Annotated in this window: 13 protein-coding genes (1 of these 13 cut by a window edge); 3 read left to right on the forward strand and 10 right to left on the reverse strand. The window is 69.2% G+C overall.

Annotated elements, in window-relative coordinates; genetic code table 11:
- Positions 1 to 377: 377 nt before the first annotated feature.
- The 6 genes from IFJ75_RS03020 to IFJ75_RS03045 all read right to left on the reverse strand — a co-directional run bounded on the left by IFJ75_RS03020 (position 378) and on the right by IFJ75_RS03045 (position 12,818).
- Positions 378 to 1,418 (reverse strand): alpha/beta hydrolase, encoded by a 1,041-nt coding sequence (locus tag IFJ75_RS03020; RefSeq protein WP_207871143.1) that lies wholly within the window; start codon positions 1,416 to 1,418, stop codon positions 378 to 380.
- A complete protein-coding gene (locus tag IFJ75_RS03025) occupies positions 1,415 to 5,311 on the reverse strand; it encodes a LamG-like jellyroll fold domain-containing protein (RefSeq protein ID WP_207871145.1) in 3,897 nt (1,298 codons plus the stop codon). The genes IFJ75_RS03020 and IFJ75_RS03025 overlap by 4 nt, the downstream gene beginning before the upstream one ends.
- 31 nt (positions 5,312 to 5,342) lie before the next feature.
- A complete protein-coding gene (locus IFJ75_RS03030; protein ID WP_207871147.1) occupies positions 5,343 to 7,469 on the reverse strand; it encodes an alpha/beta hydrolase family protein in 2,127 nt (708 codons plus the stop codon).
- A 10-nt stretch (positions 7,470 to 7,479) separates the two neighbouring features.
- Entirely contained in the window at positions 7,480 to 8,958 is a 1,479-nt protein-coding gene (locus IFJ75_RS03035; RefSeq protein ID WP_207871149.1) for a glycoside hydrolase family 28 protein, read from the reverse strand.
- A gap of 90 nt (positions 8,959 to 9,048) precedes the next feature.
- Positions 9,049 to 11,895, reverse strand: a complete 2,847-nt coding sequence (locus tag IFJ75_RS03040; RefSeq protein ID WP_207871151.1) for a TonB-dependent receptor — start codon at positions 11,893 to 11,895, stop codon at positions 9,049 to 9,051.
- A gap of 401 nt (positions 11,896 to 12,296) precedes the next feature.
- The gene (locus IFJ75_RS03045; protein WP_207871153.1) at positions 12,297 to 12,818 is read right to left on the reverse strand and encodes a PAS domain-containing protein; all 522 of its coding nucleotides are present in this window, start codon (positions 12,816 to 12,818) and stop codon (positions 12,297 to 12,299) included.
- Between the two features lie 239 nt (positions 12,819 to 13,057).
- On the opposite strand from IFJ75_RS03045, the gene IFJ75_RS03050 reads away from it, so the two are divergent.
- Positions 13,058 to 13,957, forward strand: a complete 900-nt coding sequence (locus tag IFJ75_RS03050; protein ID WP_225896961.1) for a hypothetical protein — start codon at positions 13,058 to 13,060, stop codon at positions 13,955 to 13,957.
- A gap of 133 nt (positions 13,958 to 14,090) precedes the next feature.
- On the opposite strand, the gene IFJ75_RS03055 is transcribed toward IFJ75_RS03050, so the two are convergent.
- The 4 genes from IFJ75_RS03055 to hfaA all read right to left on the reverse strand — a co-directional run bounded on the left by IFJ75_RS03055 (position 14,091) and on the right by hfaA (position 19,825).
- Positions 14,091 to 17,000, reverse strand: a complete 2,910-nt coding sequence (locus IFJ75_RS03055; RefSeq protein WP_207871155.1) for a M16 family metallopeptidase — start codon at positions 16,998 to 17,000, stop codon at positions 14,091 to 14,093.
- A gap of 129 nt (positions 17,001 to 17,129) precedes the next feature.
- On the reverse strand, positions 17,130 to 18,383 hold the full coding sequence (gene hfaD / locus IFJ75_RS03060) for a holdfast anchor protein HfaD (RefSeq protein WP_207871157.1): 1,254 nt from the start codon (positions 18,381 to 18,383) through the stop codon (positions 17,130 to 17,132).
- A complete protein-coding gene (gene hfaB / locus IFJ75_RS03065; RefSeq protein WP_207871159.1) occupies positions 18,307 to 19,362 on the reverse strand; it encodes a holdfast anchoring protein HfaB in 1,056 nt (351 codons plus the stop codon). Before hfaB ends, hfaD begins: the two co-directional genes overlap by 77 nt.
- Positions 19,355 to 19,825 (reverse strand): holdfast anchoring protein HfaA, encoded by a 471-nt coding sequence (gene hfaA, locus IFJ75_RS03070; RefSeq protein WP_225896962.1) that lies wholly within the window; start codon positions 19,823 to 19,825, stop codon positions 19,355 to 19,357. Before hfaA ends, hfaB begins: the two co-directional genes overlap by 8 nt.
- Positions 19,826 to 19,942: 117 nt before the next feature.
- On the opposite strand from hfaA, the gene IFJ75_RS03075 reads away from it, so the two are divergent.
- Together IFJ75_RS03075 and IFJ75_RS03080 are read left to right on the forward strand one after the other, a co-directional pair.
- On the forward strand, positions 19,943 to 20,707 hold the full coding sequence (locus IFJ75_RS03075) for a rhomboid family intramembrane serine protease (RefSeq protein ID WP_207871161.1): 765 nt from the start codon (positions 19,943 to 19,945) through the stop codon (positions 20,705 to 20,707).
- Between the two features lie 71 nt (positions 20,708 to 20,778).
- On the forward strand, positions 20,779 to 21,091 hold the 5' portion of the coding sequence (locus tag IFJ75_RS03080) for a CBS domain-containing protein (RefSeq protein WP_207871163.1). It continues 116 nt past the right edge of the window; the window shows 313 of its 429 coding nt (coding positions 1-313); it begins with the start codon at positions 20,779 to 20,781; the stop codon falls past the right edge of the window.

A 21,091-nucleotide genomic window follows, 5' to 3' on the forward strand; every position in this document is an offset into this window, starting at 1 on the left:
GTCCGTCCCGGTTCGCTAACCGCGAGGGGGCCGATTCCGCGGCAGGTATAACCGCCGACCCGTGACGGGGATATGTCCTTGGGCCGAAGAGGTTCCCCGAAGGCGTTTGGCCGGATTCGACTGCCCATCGCCGTCGCCGTTCTCACGGGGTTTCAGGCCTTTCCGCCGCCTTCGGTTCGGCGCCCCTCCGGCCCCTGCGATACTGCCGGATCGCTCGCCTCGCGCCATCTGGGTCGAAGACGGGCGTGCACCCGGAGTGCAAACCGAGTGCAATGAACTGTCGGAATTTTTAGCGCGTAAAATCAAATATAAGGAGCAAATTCCTCAAGTCTGACATTCGGCATTGCACTTTTTGCACTCGCCTTTTTTGAGTGCAATCAGCCCGCGCCGAAGAAGCCCGACCGTCGCGCCCAGGCCTCGAAGGCGTCGGGCCAGTGGGAGGCCGGACGGTCGCCGGGCAGGGTGAAGCCGAAGCCGTGACCGCCCTCCTGATAGATGTGCATCTCGCAGGGAACCTCGGCGGCCTTGAGCGCGGCGAACATGTTCAGGCTGTTGGCCACGGGAACGGTGCGGTCGTCCGCCGCATGAACGAGGAAGGTCGGCGCCAGACCCGGCTTCACGCGCTCAGTCAATGGTTGACGCGCCTCTGCGTCGGGGCCTGGGAACTGGCTTGCGCCCGAGCCCACGCTCATCAGGGCATAGCCCAGACAGACCAGGTCGGGCCGGGCCGAGGTCTGGTCCACCGCATCCACCGGCTCATAGACAGCGTCGTCGTACCGGGTCAGGGAGGCGGCCGCGAGATGGCCCCCGGCCGAGAAGCCCATGACCCCGATCCGCTTGACGTCCAGCGCCCATTCCGCGGCCCGCGACCGGACCAGCCGCACCGCCCTCTGGAGGTCCTGCAACGGGGCGTCATAGCCCGCCGCCCAGCCGTCGCCGGGCAGGCGATAGTTGAGGACGAAGACGGTCACCCCGCACTGGTTTAGCCGTCGCGCGGCGCCCGCCCCCTCCTTGTCCACGGCCAGCCGGACGTAACCGCCGCCGGGCGCCACCACCATGGCCGAGCCGTTGGGGTTGGCCGGGCGGAAGACTTCGAGGAGGGGCTGGGACACGTGCATCACCGCCCGGTCGTGGGCGGCGGGCGAGCCCCGCTCCAGCACCAGCCGCCGCGCCGTCACCCCGCCCGACCCCGGGACCTTGCCCTCGGGCCAGATCGGGAAGGAGGCGTCCGACAGCAGCCCCTTCGGCTCGTCCGGCGCCGGGATGACCACCGGCGCCGACGGCGTCCCCGTCAGGTCCGGCCCGGCCGCCGGCCAGGTCTGCGGCGCGCGCGGCGCGGTCTGGGCGCGGGCGCTCAGGGCCACGCTGGCGCTGGTCGCGGCAGCGGCGCCGAGGAGGGTGCGGCGGTTCCACATCATGGCTCTTGGTCCTGGGGCAGGGGGACAATGTTGTTGGCGGGACTGATCTCGACCGGTTCGCCGTTCAACGCCAGCCTCACCCGCAGCCCGGTCGGGCTTGCCCGTTCCAAGTCTCTGGGCAGGTTGACCCGAACCGTCGCCGTCTTGGGCAGCAGGTCCTCAGGCGCGGCGAGAACCGGGAAGGGCGCGCGGCCCACCACCTTGCCCGAGGCGTCCTCGATCAGCACCTCGCCCGCCGGAGAGGCGACCCCGCCCAGCCCATGCACGGTCACCTTGGCCGTCCGGCCGGACACGACCACATCCTCCGGATCCAGCCCCACGTCGGGCCGCTGGGCCATCGGCGTCCCGGCCTCGGTCATGGCCAGCTCCAGCACCATCGCCTGCTTCGGCGGCAGGGTCAGGGCGACCTCGGCCCCCGGCTCGAAGGCGATGGAGGAGTTTGTCGGCGCATCCGCCCTGTCGTCCCCGTCGGCGTCCGACCCCTGCGACAGGCTCCACCGTCCCGGCGTCACCCCGGCCCCGATCAGGGTCGCCTGAACCGGCCGGTCGGTGACGTTGAAGGCGATGACCTTGAACCGCTCCGGCGTCGCCTCGGGCAGCAGGATGGCCACGCTGTCGGCCCCATCCGCCTGCCCAAACCGCCAGGACACCACATTGCCCGGGAAGATCTGACCCCGCCGCGCGCCGACCCCGCCCAGGCGCGCGCGCTGCAGCATCTCGGACGGCATCTGGACCCGGTCGGTCCACAGCTCGCCCGTGGTCATCATCCCCATCCTTTGGGTCCCGGACTGGATCTCGGCGCCGTAGAGGGTCTCGAGGTAGCGCTTGTCGCCCGTGGTCTGCCAGGCGCCGAACCGGGCCATATTGACCGGACTGCCCTGACCGCCGGTGTTGGACAGGCGGTAGCTGTCCGCCGCGCCCGCCGCCGTCACGAACATCGGCCCCCAGGTCTCGCGCCGGCCCAGCACCGACATCACGTCCGGCCCCAGCCCGTTCAGCCCGCCGGTCCCAGCGCCCAGCAGCGGCGCGAGGTACCTGTCGTCATGGGTCCAACTCCACGCCGCCCAGAAGGCCGTCGTCGACCCGCCCAGACCCCCGCCCGTGGTGTTCCCCAGCGGCCCGTTGACGGTGAAGCTCCTGTCCGTCGTCCAGTCTATCGGGCTGTCCAGCACCACACCGGTCCCGCTCGCGGCGGGTCTCCCGTGGGCCAGGAAGCCGTCAAGGGTCTCGAGGATGACCGCCTTGGTCCGCGGCGAGCCGTTCCACTGGACCAGCAGGACCCCGGGGTGGAAGATCAGGAAGTTGTTGCCCCTCTGCCGTCCCCACGGCCCCTCCGACGAGAAGTCGTGGGCCGAGAAGGAGTTGGACAGGAAGTGGCGGTGCCCGGCCGCATTGACCGCCGTCATCTCCGGATAGCGCCGCGCCGTCGCCATCAGCCGCTCGATGGCCCGGGGGCTGCCCCGGTTCATCTGGGCATACTGGGCGATGGTGTTGATCCCCTCCTCATAGGAGTGGAGCTCGTCGGCGCGGATGGTGTTCAGCCCGTCGGTGATCATGCCCGAGCGGTAGATGGCCGCCAGCGCCGCCGCCTGGCTGGCCCGGACCTTCTCCGGCTCCGAGCCCATCATATAGAGCGGCACCCACTGGTGCAGCAGGTCACTGTCGTCCGACAGGCCGCCGCCCAGCTCGCCTGAGCCGTCCTGACCCGCCGGGATCTGGCGGTTGTCGATCCACCAGTTCACGAACCGCTCGACCAGCTTCAGGTCCTCGATCTGGCGATGCGCCCACAGGGGCACGCCGGGCGCCGGCTGGCTCTGGGCGAAGGCCGGCCAGGGCTGGCCGCCGTTCTGCTCGTTCCAGTAGATGCGGGCCGTGACGTTGTCCGGATCGACGCGCAGGAGGTCGGTGACCTCCCGGTCGAACCGCTCATAGACCGGCAGCAGACGGTTGTTCGGCTGCTCCTCCACGAACCACGCGAGGTTGGCCTTCACCTGCTCCTCGCGGTCGGCGACGTGCTCGGCCATGGCCTGCTCACGCGGCTTGAACACCAGCCGGACCTTCATCCCGTTCAGGCCCTGCGCCCCGAAGTCCGGGCTGGCCGAGGCCACGGTCAGATACAGGCTCCGGTCGTTGGGCAGCAGCCGGTCGCGGGTGTCCAGCCACAGGGTCCGCGCCTCGCCCGGCTTCACCGAGACATTGACGTCCAGCAGGTCGCGATCCGGCCAGATCGGGTCCTTGATGCGGATGTTGAGCGGGATCAGCCCCTCATGGGTGGGCGTCACCGTCAGGGCCGGGATCTGCAGGACGAAGCCGTCCAGCCCGTCGCGCATATTGGCCCAGCCATAGTCGAAGCGCGCCGGCTCTCCGCCGGGGGCCACGTTCCGGAAGTCCGCCGGGATCAGCACATGGACCAAGGGCATCGAAGCCCCCGCCGGAGCAGCCTTCGCCTCGCGCGGCGCTCCGCCCGGCAGGGCCACGACCGTCGCCCGCTCGTCGGGCACGAACCGACCGGCGACATAAGTCTTCAGCTCGTCCAGCGTCGGGTAGTCGGTCCCCGCCGCCGCATCGACCGTATACTCCAGAGCGGCCGAGCCTGTCGGCGCCTCGCCCGGCCGGACGTCATAGACCCCGATCTCGCGGATCGGGGTCTCCTGCATCCGGTTGTCGAACCGCACGGCCCCGCCGGCGCGCTCCGACGCCAGCTGCAGCGTGGTCCGCTCCTGCCCGCGCGCCCGCTCGCCGATGCGGGTCTCGGCGCCGTGACCGACCGCCGTCAGCGTCCCGTCCGCCGCCCCCTGGATCTCGATCCGGTTCCACGGCTGGTCGGGCAGATGCAGGGTCAGGGCCTTGCCGCCCGCCTCATAGACGTTCCAGTCGGGCAGGACGAAGTAGTCGTGCCGCCCCGCCAGCCGCGAGCGGTTGTAGACCCCCGGCCAGGTGCTCTCGCGGATGCCGTCGGTCCCCTTGGAGAACAGCATCCGGATGTCCCGCGCCTCGGTCGGCCGCACCACCCGGATGGCGGTCGAGGGCGCGTCCAGATAGGGCGGCGGGTCGTTCGGCCGGTTGAAGCCATAGCGCATCCGCCACTCGTCCCGCGTCGCCGGATCGGCCATGTCGCGGGCGGGGAAGGCGCCCCCGGTCGGGGTCTGATGCGCGGCCAGGGCCGCGACCTCGGCGTCGCTTAAGCGGTGGTCGAAGGTCGAGACCTCGTCGACGTCGCCGCCCCTCTGGTAGTCGTAGGCGCTCTGGACCTGATAGCCGGCGATGATCCGGCTGTGCGGCCCGAAGGCGAACAGGCCGTTGTCCAGCACGGCCGTCTGGCCGGTCTTCGCCGCCGGCTTGCCGTTGACATAGAGGGTCAGGCCCGAGGTCTCGTCCCAGGCCACGGCCAGATGGGTCCAGGCCTCCGGATCGGGCGCCGGGGCGTCGAACGACACCCGCACCCGCGCGAGGTTGGCGTCGGTCACGAAGGCGTCGAAGCCGTGCCCGTTCCAGTCCAGCCGCAGGAAGGTCATGTCCCAGCTGGTGTGATCCGGATAGCCGACGCGGAAGATGACGAACTGGCGCGGTCCGATCGGCTGGTGCGAGCGCCAGAAGAAGCTCAGCGTCCCCCTCTGGGCATAGAGGTTGCCCGGCGCGGCCCAGGCCAGGATCTGGGCGTCGGAGGCCCTGACGGCGCCGCCCTGGGCTCCGTCCGGCGTCAGCTCGACCTGATCCACGAGCAGGGGGGCGGCGATCCCGCCCGCCTGATCGGCCGCATAGCCGGCATCCAGCGAGGCGTGGAACAGGCGACCATCCGGGCCAGCGGTCTGGGCGCCCGTCTGCGCAAACGCGGGCAGGGCGACCGAGGCCATCAGGGCGCTCAGCAGGAGGGCAGGCGAGGAACGCAGCATGGGGGGACGGCCTTCGTTGAAGGGCTGAACGTTACCGGGCAGGCGGCGGAGCGACCGGATCGCGGGCGCCCCGGAAGACGACGGCGGCCTGCGGCGCGCGGGCGGCGACCTCGGCGGCGGTCATCGTGTCGCCGATCGAGCTGACCGGATTGACCAGCGTCAGCCGGTCGCCCAGCACCGCCATCAGATCGGGCAGGTCATAGCGGCGCAGCACGCCGGGGAGGTTGACCTCGGCCATGTTGATACTGATCGGCTGGTCCACGAACTCGCGGTAGCTGGTGATCGAGCTGTCGACCGTCACCTTGCCCACCCGGTCGTCCAGAACCGCCGTGTGCAGGGCCACGGGGCCCATGGCGCCGACGCCGGTGACGGCGATGCGGCGCATGTCGACGTCGGTCTGGGTCGCCAGCCAGTTCAGGGCGGCGACGGCGTCGTCGGTGCGCATCCCGACCGGGGTCTTTCCCACCAGCAGGGCACGTAGCGACAACAGGGTCCAGTCGCCCGTCAGCGGCGACTTGGCTTCTTCCGTCCCGCCCGCGCCGCGCGGCTCGACCGCCAGCACGTTCCAGCCCGCCGCGACCCAGGTCTCGAACAGACCGCCGGGCGCACCCAGCGCGGTGACGGGCTGGGAGGTCAGCAGCAGCAGGGTCGGATGGCGCTCCGGACCGCCGACCCGGGCGAAGGTGGCCTTCACCTGCATCCCCGGAACCGTCTCCATCACGAGGTCCCGCGAGGCATAGCCGCTGCGCTCGATCAGCATGGAGGGCTGCACGACCGGGGCGGCATCGCCGGGATTGACGGTGGTGCGGGCGATGTCGCGGATAGCGGTCCTCAGCCGCGCCAGCCGGGCGGCGGGGGCTTCGTTGGCGTTGACCGGCGCCGGGTTGGCGTCCGCCTCGGCCCGCGCGAGCGTCTGCAGGGTCTCGCCCCCGATCGACGTCGACAGCTGGCCCGTCGGCGTCACCATCAGCCGCGCCGCGTCGCCCAGCGGCACTGGCGTGAACGGCCGCTCGGCCGGGCTGTCCATGAGGTTCCGGGTGAAGAAGGCCACGATCTGCGGCGCGATGGGCCCCAGATTGCCGTGCCCGCCCGGCCCCTCGATCATGGTGATCCGGTCCTCGGCTCCCATCAGGCCATAGAAGCGCTTCGCCTCCGCATAGGCCGCGCGGGCGCCGTCGATGGGGAACATGTCAGACGTCGTGGAGACCACGGCATAGGGGCGGGGCGCGGCGGCCTCGACCCAGTCGGCCAGGTCCAGACCGCGCTCGATGAAGAAGGGGATCGACTGTTCGGCGTCCTGCGGCCCGGTCACGCCCGGCGCCAGCAGATGGTCGAAGTCGGTGACATAGCAGGCCGTCGCCGTCGCCTTGATGCGCTGGTCGAGCGCCGCGAGATAGGCGGTGATCGTGCCGCCGCCGGAACAGCCGAAGGCTCCGATCCTCTGGTCGTCCACGTCGGGCCGGGCCATCAGATAGTCGACGCCGCGCATGGCGTCCTGGATGAAGTAGCGCGAAACGTGGCCGCCGGTCGGCAGGGCCTGTTCGAAGGCCATGGAGTGTTCGCCGGTCGGCCGCCCGACCTTGGACGAGCCGATCTCCGGGTCGAAGTGCTGGATCCGCTCGCCCTCGCCGACGATGTCCATGTTCAGGACCACGAAGCCCGCGCGGGCGAAGTTGGCGGCGAACGAGTAGTTGCCCAGCTTGCCGTCCACCCCGTGCCCGGGCTGGATGACGATGGCCGGGTGGGGTCCCTCCGTGCGGGGGATGAAGACGTTCGCCGTGACCCAGTAGCCGGGCAGGCTCTGGTAGCGGACGCGCTCGACGTCGAAGCCGTCCTCGTGGCTGACGCCCGTGCTCTCGGAGACGACGGGCCCCGCCGCGCTCTCGAACTCGACCATCTCGGCCAGCAGGGAGCGGACGCGGACCTGACGCTGGCGGGCGTCGGCCTCGGTGGTCAGGGCGGCGATCGTCGCGCGGCGCTCGGCCGCGTGCTGGCGCGCCACATCGGTCAGCCAGGCGATCAGCCGGTCGCGTCCGGTCTCGGGAGCGGCGGGCGAAGCGGTGGCGGCCGCCGGCGCCGTCTGGGCGAAGGCGGGCAGGGGGGAAAGGGCGGCCAGAAGCGCCGCCGTCAGCATCAGGGGACGGGCGTGTTTGGGCATGGTGTGTTCCTCAACCGGAGCGGTCGGCTGCATTGCCGTGGCCGCCCGGTGCAGGACCGGTCACGGCCTGTGCGTTGCGGCGGACGTTGGCGTAGGTGAGCCCCTCGACATGCTCGATGATGTCGAGCTCGGCGGCGCGGACGAAGTCGCAGTCCTTCAGGGCGATGTTGCGGATGGGCGCGGTCTCGAACCCCTGCAGGTCCAGAACCCGCTCGCAGCGGCCGACGGTCATCCGCTCGATGGTCAGGCCGTCGAACACCGGGGTGAAGCGGCCGTTGGCCCCCTCGGCGTAGTTGTAGTCGATGGTGATGGCGGCATGGGCCACCTGTCCCACGGTCACGTCGCGGACGTGGATGTTGGTCAGGGTCCCGCCACGCGCGGCGTTGTTCTTGAACCGGATGGCGGTGTTCAGCCGCGGGCTGTCCATGCGGCAGTTCTCGACGAAGACGTTGCGGACCCCGCCGCTGATCTCGCTGCCGAGCGTCACCCCGCCGTGGCCGTCCAGCATGGTGCAGCCCGAGACGATCAGGTTCTCGGTCGGCTTGCCCAGCCTGCGCCCATCGGCGTTGCGGCCCGACTTGATGGCGATGCAGTCGTCGCCGGTGTCGAAGACGCAGTCCTCGATCAGGACGTCGCGACAGCTCTCCGGGTCGCAGCCGTCGTTGTTCGGGCCGTGGCTGGAGATGGTCAGCCGACGCACGGTGACGTTCTCGCACTCCACCGGATGCACCTCCCACATGGGCGAGCGCAGGATGGTCAGGTCCGAGATCAGGACGTTGCGACAGCGGTAGGGCTGGATGAACTGCGGGCGGATGGTGGCCTCTGGGCCGAAGACGCGCTCGGCGACCGGCTTGCCCTCCTCGGCCCAGCGGCGCAGGCGGCCGTTGTCGCTCTCCTGACCGTCGGCGACCCGCTTCTGCCGCCACCAGTTCTCGCGGCTGGCCTGACCATCGAGGATGCCGTGGCCGGTGATGGCGATGTTCTCGCAGCCATAGGCATAGATGAAGGGCGAGATCCCCATGAACTCCGTCCCCTCATAGCGGGTCAGGATGGCGGGGAAGTAGGCCTCGGGCTCGGTGCGGAAGCGGATGGTGCTCTCGCGCGAGACATGCAGCTCGACGTTGGACTTCAGGTGGATGGCGCCGGTCAGCCAGACCGTCCCGTCGGCCGTGCCTTCGACCACGACGCGTCCGCCGCCGGGCGCCTTCGAGGCCGCGTCGATGGCGCGGCGGAAGGCCTCGGTGTTGTCGGTGACGCCGTCCGCCCTGCCGCCGAACTGCTCGGGACCGAAGCGGTTGGCGCGCGGGAAGACCGGCGGGCGGATGCGGGCGCGGATGGCCCGGGCCTCGGCCCAGGGATCATTAGGGTCCTCAACGGCTCGGGCGAGCGCCCCAAATGGCAAGGAGACCGGCAGGGACGCGGCCAGCAGACCGCCGAGCCCGGCCTTCGCGAGGTCGCGACGCCCGGGCTTCATCAGGGAAGGGAACATGGAGGTGTCTCTGGGAGACGGCGTCGGGGGGACGGGTGTCTTGAAAGAAGAACGGCGGCCCCGTCAGGGACCGCCGTCATCAGGCCTGGATCAGAAGGCGTACCGGACGCCGGCGTAGAACTGACGCCCGCTCTGGAAGTAGTCGCTGAGCCGTTCCGCCGAGGAGTCCGTGTAGGAGATCGTCGGCTCGTTGGTCAGGTTGATCCCTTCCACGGTGAAGGTGAGGTTGTCGCCCCACTTGTAGCTGGTCGAGAAGTCGATGAACGTCGTCGCCTTCACGCCCGCCACGTCGGTGTTGTACGACGAGGGCACGGCGGTCAGGTACTTGTCGCGGTAGTTGAGCGACACGCGGGCCTGGAACGGACCTTCTTCGTAGTAGATCGTCGTGTTGAAGGCGTTCTTGGACAGGTTCAGCAGGGGCTGGGTCACCGTCGCCGAACCGGCCGTCGTCGAGACGAAGTAGTCGATGTCCGACTTGACGTAGGTGTAGTTCAGCAGAACGCCCAGGTTCGAGAACTTCCAGGGCAGGAAGGTCAGGGCCTGCTGGACGTTCAGTTCGGCGCCCTGCAGCGGGCCCCCGGGCGTGTTGATCACGTTGGAGATCTGGAAGGAGTCCGTCGCGGCCACACCGGTGCCGGCCAGCAGCGAGTCCGGCAGGCCGGTCGAGGCGAAGGTGCCGGTGGTGGTGATGTTCTGGATGTAGGTCGAGATCTCCTTGTAGAAGAAGCCCGCCGAGAAGATCGAACCCCGGGCCGGATACCATTCGAACGCCAGGTCGTAGGTGTTGGCGCGGTAGGGCTCCAGGTTCGGGTTGCCGGTCGAGACCGTGCGCGAACCGCCGGCAACCGAAACATTGGTCGCCGCCGAGATCTGGGCCAGACCCGGACGCGCCATGACCTTGGCGGCGCCGAAGCGGATCAGGAAGTCCTCGGCCGGCTCGAACACCAGGTTCATCGACGGCAGGTTGTCGTCATACTCGCGACCGACGACCGTCCACTCGAAGCCGGAAGGGTTCACCGCGGTCGGAACGGTCGAATAGAAGCCCGACTCCTGCTTGGTGTGGACGCGGCGGAAGCCGATGTCGCCGCGGATCGGCATGCCCAGGGCGGTCAGCTTGAACTGGGCCAGCAGATAGGCGGCCTGGTCGTCCTCGGTGACCGTGCGGTTGTCGCCGCGGGCGCTGGAGACCGTCTCCGACAGGGCGAACCGGCCCGTGTTGGAGAAGACGCCATAGGCTTCGGCGATCGCGCTGAGGCTCGGCGAGCGCCAGCAGTTCGGGGTGCCCGACGGCAGGCTCAGGCCCTGGAAGCCGCAATAGGCTTCCGTCAGGCTGGTCATGTTGTAGCCTGCCGGGATGGCCGGGATGTTGCTCTCGCTGGCCAGGCGCTGGCCGCGACCGATGAACTCGTACTGCTTGGCCTGAATGCCGCCCAGCAGGGTGAGGTTGTCGGACCACTCGTATTTGAAGTCGAGCTGGGCGGTCTTGTAGATGTTGTCGTTCCAGTTCGGACGCAGACGGATGTCCGGGCCGCTGGCGCCGGTGCCGCCGGCCGCCGTCGTGGTCGGGCCGATGTACCACTGGTTCGGATCGGTGACGTCGAAGCCGTAGTTGATGGCCGGGAAGTACTGGCCGCCGGGACGGAAGTCGTACGAATAGCCATCGGTGTTCTGACGGTCCATCTGGACGATATAGTCGATGGCGTTGTTGAAGTCGTTCTTCACATAGCCGCCCAGCGCCGTGACGGTCAGCTTGTCGCCGAACTGCTGTTCGACGTTCAGCGTGTACTGCTGGAAGGTGGTGTCATAGATGTCGATATAGTTCTCGGAACGGATATCGACGTTGTCGAGCGCCATGAAGACGGCGGTGCCGTTACCATCCAGAACGATGTCGCGGACGACGGTCTCGGGCTTGCCGCCTTGCGAGGCCGCGCGGCTCAGGCCGATCGACTCGAGCTGGCGCTCGTTCCGCTCGCCCTCGAACTTCGAGTACAGGACGTCGAAGGTGACCAGGGTCGACTCTTGCGGGCGCCATTGCAGGGTGCCGGTGATGCCGGTCCGCTTGGTCTCCAGCCGGTAGTCCTGGTAGCGCAGGAAGCGCGGGTAGCGGGTGCTGTCCAGGCTGGCCGTGGCGCGGGCGGCGGTGTTGGTGCCGGCGCACAGGGTCGGGCGGGCGACCGGGTCGCACCAGCCGCCGTCGGCCGAGCCGAAGTTCCACAGGCCGGTCGAGGCGCCGTTCTGCAGGGTGGTCTTCTCGGAATAGGCGACCGAGAAGGAGGCGCCGAACTCGCCCAGCGGCGTGTCCCAGCGGTTCGAAACCAGGCCGGCGAGGCGCGGGTTGGTGGCCTCCGACAGGTCATTCCAGGCGCCCTGGGCCGACATGGCGGCCTTGAAGCCGGATTGCGAGAAGGGGCGGGCGGTGTGCAGGTCGACGGTCGCGCCCAGCGAACCTTCCTCGACGTTGGCCGAAGGGGTCTTGCGCACGTCCAGCTGGCTGAACAGCTCCGATGCGAAGACGTTGAAGTCGAAGCCGCGGCCGCGGTTCGAACCGGTCGTGGCCTGGGCCTCGATGCCGTTGATGCGGACGCGGGTGAAGTCCGGACCCAGGCCGCGCACCGAGATCTGCGAGCCTTCGCCGCCCGTACGGGTGATGGCCACGCCCGGCACGCGGGCAAGGGATTCGGCGAGGTTGTTGTCCGGGAACTTGGCCATGTCTTCGGCGACGATGGTGTCGACGACTTCGTTGGCGTTGCGCTTGATGCTCAGCGCGCGTTCCAGGCTGCCACGGAAGCCGGTGACGACGACTTCCTCGACCTGGGTCGCCCCGTCGTCGGTTTGCGGCGTCTGGGCGGGCGCGGTCTGCGCCAGTGCGGGCGCGGCCATGCCGAGCGCGGTGATCATCGCCGACGTGGCGAGCAGGCGTGAGCGAACAGTCGTCATTCCAGAGTTCCTCCCCAGGATCAAAATGTCCGAGGTCATCTGGTCCGTTCCCCTTATTCGGGATGGGTGGACTCTTTGCGATGACACCGGTGTCTATAATCCGCAGTGTTCTCCGATATTCCACCGGTGTCAAACCCCCGATGGCCCAAGTCGCCGCCGATGTGACCGTGATGCGACGGAATCGAAACGACGACGGCGCCCGTGAAATCTCCTGGTTTGAACCTGGTGTTGTGTGTCGCGCTTTGTGGGCGGGTCGATATCGCTACTGAAATCAGTAGTTTGTCGAATGTAAGCGGCGGGCTTTCGACACTGCTGAACGGCCATGCCCAAGCGGAGCACAACCTGCCGACGCGCGCATGCAATATCGACAGACTGTCGATAAAAGGCGCATTCGGGGCCGCTCAGGCGATGCGGCGGCCGTCGACTGCGGCGAGACTCAAGGGCGCGCGGGCGATCGGGCCGACGCCTATCGACAGTCTTGCGTGCAGGGCGCCGACGTCTTCGGCCTCGCGGTCCGCGCGGTTCACGGGCTGGTAGAGGCCGACCAGCCGGTCCGCTTCTCCGGCGCGGTTCCTGAGGGGCGCGACGACGATTTCGAGCACGCCCTCCATGCGGGCGGCGTCGGCGGCGAGGACGACCGGGCGGGCTTCGCGGATGGCCTGGACCATGGCGGCCGCGACCATCGGTCGGCTCTCTTCGCGCCAGACCGACAGCCAGTCGGCGCCGCCCAGGGGGCGACCGTGCACGCGTTCGACCCAGGCGCCCGCCAGCCGCAGCCGCGCGCCTTCGCGTTCGACCATGAACAGCTGGGGCGTCAGCGGGCCGAAGGCCATCGGCTGGAAGTCGGCGCGCGCGGGGATGCGCCGCGCCTCGGGCAGGGCGGTCCAGTGGTCGATCAGGGTTTGCGTACCGGAATGGAACATGGCGCGGCCTTTCAGCCGCCCTCACGCAAGGATGGGGCCTCTCGCCGCAGGACGTAGCTAACGGAAACGCAAGGGTTTGGTCGTCAAATGCTCGCTGGACCGGCGCGCCCTTCGCGGACCGGTCTCGCGTGAACGAATTCTCGGGGAGCCCAGCCCATGCGGGTGCGGATCAAGACCTGGCTGGCGACGATCGTCGGTCTGACGGCGTTCGGAGCCGTCGGCGGCTCTGCGGTCGCCCAGTGCGGCAGCTGCACCCCGACCCCGCCTTCCTGCTGTCAGCCCCCTCCCGCGCCGACCCCGCCGTCGCCGCCCAGCAGCTGTTGCAGGCCCCGCCGCCGCCGTCCTATCCGGGCGGAACCGGCAACTTCAACGTCAATGTGAACGTCAACGTCAACGGCAACGCCAATGCGAACGCCAATGCCAATGCGGGATCGCTGATCAACGCCCACGGCCAGGGCGACACCTACATCAGCTCGAACGGCGGGGCGTATTTCAGCGTCGCCCAGCCGTATCCGACGGTGATCGAGGGACTGAATGTCGAGGGCGCGGTCGCCGCCCAGGTGGTCCGGACGCCCTTCACCGCCTCGCGCTGGGCCTTCAGCCGCGTGGTCATCCAGGCCGTCTGCATCGACGACCGCGAGATCCCGCACCCGGCGTCCCAGGTCCAGCCGGGCCGCGAGATCGCCGACGCCTATGACGGCGAGATCTACCGCTGCATCGCCGGGACGCGTCTTCAGGTCACCTGGGCCGACTATGTCGACCAGATCAGCTTCGACCATGGCCAGACCATGAGCTGCCGCAAGGGCGAAAGCCTGTGGTACGGCCGCAGCGCCGAGGCCGCCGCCGCCTATGCCGCCAGCTACGCCGAGGGTTACGCCTCCGCTCAGGGCGGCGTCGCCCAGCCGGGCCCCGGTGGCCCGATCGGCGGCGGCGTGATGGAATGCCGGCCCCAGAAGCCGGAACGCGACTGCAACGAGCGTTCGCTGCTCCGCCGCTATGGCGCGGGCGTCAAGATCCTGACGATGTGGCGTCAGGAGACCTATACCGAATACCGCGAAGAGACCGTTCAGGCCTCGAGCATGTCCATCTCCGGCGCCTCGATGACGCTGGACGGCGGCGTCGGCGGCCGGGTGTTCTGATCGAGACAACGGTTCCCGAACGGCCCGTTCAGCCTGCGGACAGGTCGGGTTTGATAGATTGAGAGCGTCGGTTCATCGCCGGCGATCCTGAGTAACGACTGGCCCCGGAGCGCAAGCCCCGGGGCCTTTTTCGTCATTGGGCGGCGGGAGCCGCCGTCGCGGGCGCCGCGGTCTCGGCGGTCACCTCGGCGCGCCAGGCGCGGTCGGGCTGCAGATAGGTCTGGGCGGCCTTCTGCAGGTCGGCGGGGGTGATGGCCTCCAGATCCGAGATGACGGTGCGGATGGCCTCGATCTGGGTCGGGTCGGTCTGCACCCCCTTCAGGGCGCCCAGCCAATAGCCGTTGCCGGCCTGGCTGCGGCGGATCGACTCGATCGCCGACAGGCGGGCGCGGTTCAGTTCGTCCTCGGTGACCGGGGCGTCGCGCAGGCCCGCGGCGATGGCGTCGGCGGTCTGGAAGAAGACGGGCAGGGCCTCGGGCGGGGTCTCCACCTGAATGAAGACATAGCCGTAGTCGGGGAACACCAGCGACGAGGTCGCAGCCGCCCCCGGCGAATAGGCCGCGCCCTGTTTCTCGCGGATCTCGTCGGTGACGCGCAACTGCAGCACCCGGGCCAGCAGGTTGACGATCCGGGCGGGCTTGCGGTCGCCGATGGAGTCCACGCTCGGCCAGGCGACATAGCCCAGGGCCTGGGTCGGCAGGCCGGTGTGGTGCAGCTGAACCGGTTCGGCCGTCGGCGCCGGGAAGCCGACGCGCAGGGCCTGGGCCGAAGGCGTCGCGGCGGGCGTGCGGGCGGGCAGGGCGGCGAAGGTCGAGCCCACCGCCGCGACGGCGTCGGCGACGGCGATGTCGCCCACGATCACGATCTCGATCGGTCCGCGCGAGAGGGACTGGCTGACGATCTGGCGCATGTCGTCCAGGCTGGCGGCCGAGATCTGATCCGCCGTCGGCAGACCGAAGCGCGGGTCGTTCCCGGCCAGAAGGCCCGCGGCGGCCAGGCTGAAGGCGCCCGCCGGGGTGGCGCGATACTGGGCCAGGGCTTGCGGGAAGGCGGCCTTGGTCTTGGCGAAGGGCTCGGGCCGCCAGGCGGCGTCGGTGAAATAGGCCGCCATCAGCTGCATCTGCAGGTTCAGGTCCTGCGGCTGGGTCGAGCCGCCGAACTGGAAGGCGTTCTGGTCGGCGCCGAAGCTGACGCCGACGACATTGCCCGCCGTGACCTGATCCAGCTGGATGGCGGTCAGCTTGCCGAGGCCGCCCTCGGTCATTTCGGAGCCCGCGGCCCAGGTGACCGGGGTAGGCCGGTCGGTGGGCAGGTCCAGATAGCCGTTGCCGGCGCGCACCGTGATCAGGATCTGTTTGTCGGCAAAGGTGGTCGGTTTGACCGTCATTCGCACCCCGTTGGGGAAGGTCACCAGGGTCGCGCCCAGATCGGCGATCTCGCTCTGGTGGGACGGCTGGGCCGGGGTCCCGAAGTCGGCATAGGGCCATTGGACGTCGGCGGCGATGACCGGGGCGGTCACCGGGGTGGCGCGCGAGGCTTCCAGGGCGGCGGTGACGGCGGCCTCGCCGCCCTCGATGGGCACGGGGGAGGTGACGAAGACCAGAGGCCCGTTGCCGCTGAAGGTCTTGCGCGCCGCTTCGTTGACCTCGTCCACGGTGATGGTCGGGGCGATCTCGTTGAACCGCTTCAGGTCATCGTTGGGGTTGGTGAAGACCTCGTCGTCGTTGACCGAATTGACCAGGCCGGCGGCCAGGCTGGGGGTCTGGCGCGTCGCGGCGCCGGCGGCGACGGCGGTCAGGGCGGTGCGGAACTCGGTCAGTTCACGGTTCAGCTCGGACGCGGTGACCCCGTACTGGACAAGACGGCGCTCTTCCTGCTCGACGGCCTCGATTGCCGGCTTCCATTCGCCCGGGTTGAAGGCGACCGACAGGCTGCCCGCGTCGAGGGCGTTGAACAGGGACTGATAGCCGCCGCCGGCGCCGATGAAGGGCGGATTGGGCTGGCGTCCGATATCGCTGAGCCGGCGGTTCAGCACCGCCGAGGCCAGGCTGCGCACGACCGACTTGCGGCGCTCGGCGCTGTTATCCGGCGCGTCGTCATGAGGCACGGTCCAGAAGATCTGGGCCGAGGACTGGCCGCCGGGCTCGACGTGGATCAGGGTCTCGGGCTGGCGTGGCTGGATCTGGCCCAGATCCGGATCGGCGCCGTTGGCGGCGGTATTGGTCCAGTCGCCGAACTTCGCCCTGATCTTCGCCTCCATGGCGTCGACGTCGAAGTCGCCGACCGCGACCAGAGTGGCGCGCTCGGGGCGGTAGTAGGCGCGGTAGAAGTCGACGAACCGGTCGCGCGGGGCGGTGCGGATGATGTTCAGGTCGCCGATCGGCAGGCGGTCTGCCAGCCGCTGGCCGGGGGCGAGGAAGGGCAGCAGGGCCTTGAGAGAACGCAGGCCGGGGCTGTCGCTGGTGCGCTCCTCGCCCTCGATGACGCCGCGTTCGCGGTCGACGGCGTCCGAGGCGAACAGCAGCTCCGACGCCACCTCGCGCAGGGAGAAGAGGCTGGCGTCCACCACCTCGTCGGAGGTGTTGGGCAGGTTCAGCATATAGGTGGTCTGGTCGAAGCTGGTCTGGGCGTTGGTGTCGCCACCGAAGGACATGCCCAACCGTTCGAGGTTCTTGGTCATGTCGCCCTCGGCGATATGGGTCGAACCGTTGAAGGCCATGTGTTCAAGGAAGTGGGCCAGACCCTGCTGGTCGTCGCGCTCCGACAGGGAGCCGGCGTCGATGCGCAGGCGCAGCGCCGCCTGATGCGGCGGGGTGGCGTTGTGCATGATCGCATAGCGCATGCCGTTGGGCAGGACGCCGAACCGCACGCCCGCGTCGGGCGTCAGATCGCTGGCCGTCTGGGCCCAGGGATCCGACGGGGTGGCCGTAGGCGCGGAAACGGGGGCGGGCGCCGCGATCTCCGCCCAGGCGGGCAGCGCCGCCCCGGTCAGGAGGGCCGTGCTCGAGGCGGCGAGCAGCAGAAGGCGGCGAGGGGAGATCATTCGGGTCGCTCCGGACAGTCGGGAATCGCCCGAACGCCGTCAGTCGACCGGACCCCTAACCCTTAGGGCAGGGTCACGGCCGCTCAAGCGATTTCGTTGAATTGGCGGGCGTTACCCGTCTCGCGCGCCTTACTGGCCGGGGCGCGAGACGTAGAAGGTCGCGGCGTTGCCGACGGCGTTGGAGCCGGTGATGACGTTGCGGTTGGCGCCCGAGATGGTCGTATTGGCCGAGGCGCTGACGTTTCCGTCGTTGGTCTGGTTGTTGGTGGCGTTCAGCGTGGCCTGGCATTCGGCGCAGGCATAGCCCGTGACCGAGTTGCCCGCCGCATTGGCCGAGACATAGGCGTCATAGCCTTGGGCGCCCGAGAACTCGGCCCGGACCTCGACCCCGCCCGAGTTGATCTGGCTGTTGTCCAGCTCAAGGTATTTGTCGTTGTTGCCCACCGAGGCGGCGTTGCCCGTGCCCTCGGCCGAGGCCACGGCGCGGCCGTAGTCATAGGCGGTGGTGACGGCGGTCGAGGCGACGGCGGAGAAATTCTCCTGCTGCGTCCGCGCGACGACCGAGCCGCCCTTGTTGGCGATGACCGCCTGGTTGGCCGTGGCCACCGAGGCGCCGGTCAGGTCCCAGGCGTTGCCGGCGTTGGCGCTGGTGTTGGCCGTGACCGCGTCGCCGGTCGAGCGCTGGCCGATATAGATCGACTGACCCGACTGGTCCTCGCCGTTGACCGCGGCGGCGTTGTTGATGGCCTGGGCGCCGAACACGGCCCCGGCGGGGATGTACTGGGTCTCGGCCAGGTTCTCGGCGCGCACCGAGGCGTCCGACACCTGATGCACGGCGCCCGAGATGACCCCGACATTGCCGGCCAGGGCGGCGGCGTTGCCGGTCGCGGCGGCGGTGACATTGGCCCCACCCAGCAGGCGGGCGGTCCCGCCGCGGATGGCGGTCGAGGCCGTGATCTCGGACGGGCCGACGCGCTGGTCGGAATCGATGGCCAGGTTCCCGCCATAGCCGCCGCCGGCCAGGTAGTTGCCGTTGGCCTGGGTCGTGGCGTTGATGATGCCGCCCGTGTCGCCGGTGGGATTGATCTCGGTCGTGGCGCGGGTGTTGCCGTTCATCGTCTGGACGTTGCGAACGTCCAGATCCACGCCCTCGGTCGCGCCCGACAGGCTGTTGCCCGTCGCCGCGTTGGACACGGTCACCTGATCGGTCGCGCCCTCGACATTGAGGGTCTGGCCGCTGACGACGTCGCCGAGCTGCAGCTGATTGTTCAGGACCAGGGCGCCGGGCGCCGTCTGGGCCGAAGCCTCAGTAGCGGCTGCTGCGACGCACATCACCGTCGCGGCCAGCATGCCAGCGGTTCGGATCGGCGCGGGTCTGGCCATTGTTGCTGTCCGTGTTTGCATAGGCGGGGTAGTAGCCGCCGGTCGGGCCGACCGAGCCCAGCGGATCGTGGGCGGCGTCCAGGCAGATCTGCGGACCCGGGGCGCCATAGAGGTTGGCCATCATCTCCAGGGTGCCGCGCTCGATCAGCGAACGGACCGCCAGCTGGACCGGCTCCATCCCGCCCGTGCCGGCCGAGATGTCGAAGACGTTGCCGTCGAGGAAGTCGAACACCCCGGCCGAAATCTCCCGGCCGATGATCTGCTTCTGGTAGGAAATGACGTCGACCACCTCCATCGAGGTCGTCTGGACCAGACGCAGGTCGATGGCGACGTTCATGACGAAGACCTTGCCCTGGATAAGGGCCGAGCCCGGGCGGGCCGAGTCGACCTCGCCCTGACCGATGTCCACACCGGCGGAGCGGATGTTGAAATTCACCTCGGTCACCCCGCCGACGAGGTAGAAGTCCGAGCCCGGCACCTGGCCGGCGAGGATGCGGCGATAGTTGTTGCTGTCCGGGGCGCCGCCGGCGGCCGCGCCCTCGTCGCCGATCAGCTTGTTGTTGGCATAGCGGAGCTCCAGCTCCGAGATGGAAGTGTCGTAGCGCTCGACCATCCGGGCGCCGGCCTTGGCGAGGGCCGAATAGGCCATCAGGGACGCGCCCTGGGTGATCTGGCGGCCGCCGTCCGAGGAGACCGAGCCGGTGTAGTCGCTGATCCGGCCCACCGCGATGCGCGGCGAGGGCAGGTTGTAGCGGCGCGCATAGTCCGACAGGCAGTAGAGGGCCGTGGAATAGGGCGTGGGGTTGGCCGTCACCGGGGCGTTGCCGATGGGCGTCGCATACTGGCCGCCCGGTCCGGCGACCGTGCTCACGCAGCCGGACATCAGGGCGCCGATGGCGCAGGCCGCGCCGACGATGCGCACCCGTTTGGCCAGGGGGCGTTTGGCCAGAGGGCTTTTGGAGAGGGTGCGTTCAGTCATCGAGGTCCAGGGTCCCGTTCAGCACCGTGCCGGCGCTGATATTGCCCGTGTTGGTTTGTCTGGAGTTGACGATCACGGTGTTATGGTTGCCCTGAACCACTACGTTCAGGCTGTTGCCGATGGCGGTCGCGCCGCCGATGGTCGTGCCGCCACTGCTGCTGGACGAGGACGACCCCGCCCCCGCATAGGCCGACGAGGCGCCGGAGCTGGCGCTGGAATAGCTGGAGGCGCCGCTCTGGATGATGCCGTCCACGATCAGACGGTTGCCGTTGGCGTCGCGCGTCGACCCGGTCGACGGCTGGGTCACCGCATAGCGGGCGTTGCCGTATCCGGCCTGGAAGCTCGAGGCTCCGGCCGAGCCCGTCGTCTGGGCGAGGGCGAACGTCGGGCCCATGGCCGCGAGGCACACGGTCCCCAACAGGGCTCCCCCGCGGGCCGTCCGGCGCATTCTGGCAGTGGTCATTCCGGGTCTCCGCACGGAACTTGGTTGATGGGCCGGTAACCAACCCGCGTGCCAGAATGCGGTTAGGGTTATTAAGAAGCGCTTGAGATTGCAGAATTCTCCGCGCATTCCATCGACATGGGTTCCGAACACGACAGATTCGACACTCCGTCAGGCCCGCCGTCGTCGTCGCCGTGGGGAGCTCGCGCGCCCTCGCCGACGCCGGACGGCGGCGACGGGCAGGATCGCGAGCGCATCTTCAACGCGCCCCTGGCGCCGCTGCTGGTCGCCCTGTCGATGCCGGTGATGTTCTTCCTGCAGGAGCGACTGCCGGACGAGGGGTTGCGCTGGGCCTTCTTCCCGAACTCCCTGACGAACGGCGGCTGGTGGCCGGGGATTCTGACCAGCATGATCCTGCACGGCGGCTGGGCTCACGCCCTGATGAACGCCGGTTTCGCCATCGCTTTCGCCCCCCCGATCGCACGCCTGTTTTCGGGCGCGAAAGGCGGATTCATCTTTTTCGCCTATTATATAGTCTGCGGTCTGGCCGGAACCCTGGGATATGGCCTCATCCATCTGGGCTCCGACGCGCCGATGGTCGGGGCGTCCGGGGCGGTCACCGGCCTGCTGGGCGGGGCGATCCGACTGCTCGGGACCAGTGGCCGGGTGCGGCCTCTCAGCGACCGCGGTGTGATCTCGACCAGCGCCGTCATCCTGATCCTCAACGCCGTGACCGGCCTGATCGGCTTCGCGCCGGGAGCCGACGGGGCGGGCATCGCCTGGGAGGCCCATGCCTTCGGCTTCCTGGCGGGGTTGCTGCTGATCGGTCCGCTGGCCCGCTGGTTCGGAAAACCGCCCGCAGGATTTGCGTCGGAAGCCGGTCTGGGCGATCCTCGCGCCTGAAGCGGCCCGACAGGCCCGATCACGAGCCCTGCCGGCGTCGTTCTCTACAACGATAGAGAAGGAAACCCCTGATGCTCGTCGCCGAAATCCTCAAGGGCAAGGGAGGGGCGGTCTTCACCCTCGCGCCCGCCGCCACCGTCGCTGAAGCCTGCGCCGAGCTGGACACCAAACGTGTCGGCGCCCTGATCGTCTGTGACGGGGACCGGGTCGCCGGGGTCTTCTCCGAGCGGGATGTGGTCAAGGCCGTCGCCGCCGACGGGGCGGCCGCGCTCGGCAAGCCGGTCTCCGACTATATGACCGCCGAAGTGGTCTTCGCCAAACCGGCCGAGACCGTCGCCATCCTGATGGGCCGGATGACCGATCGCCGGATCCGCCACCTGCCGG

Source organism: Brevundimonas goettingensis (assembly GCF_017487405.1).
Lineage (GTDB): Bacteria > Pseudomonadota > Alphaproteobacteria > Caulobacterales > Caulobacteraceae > Brevundimonas > Brevundimonas goettingensis.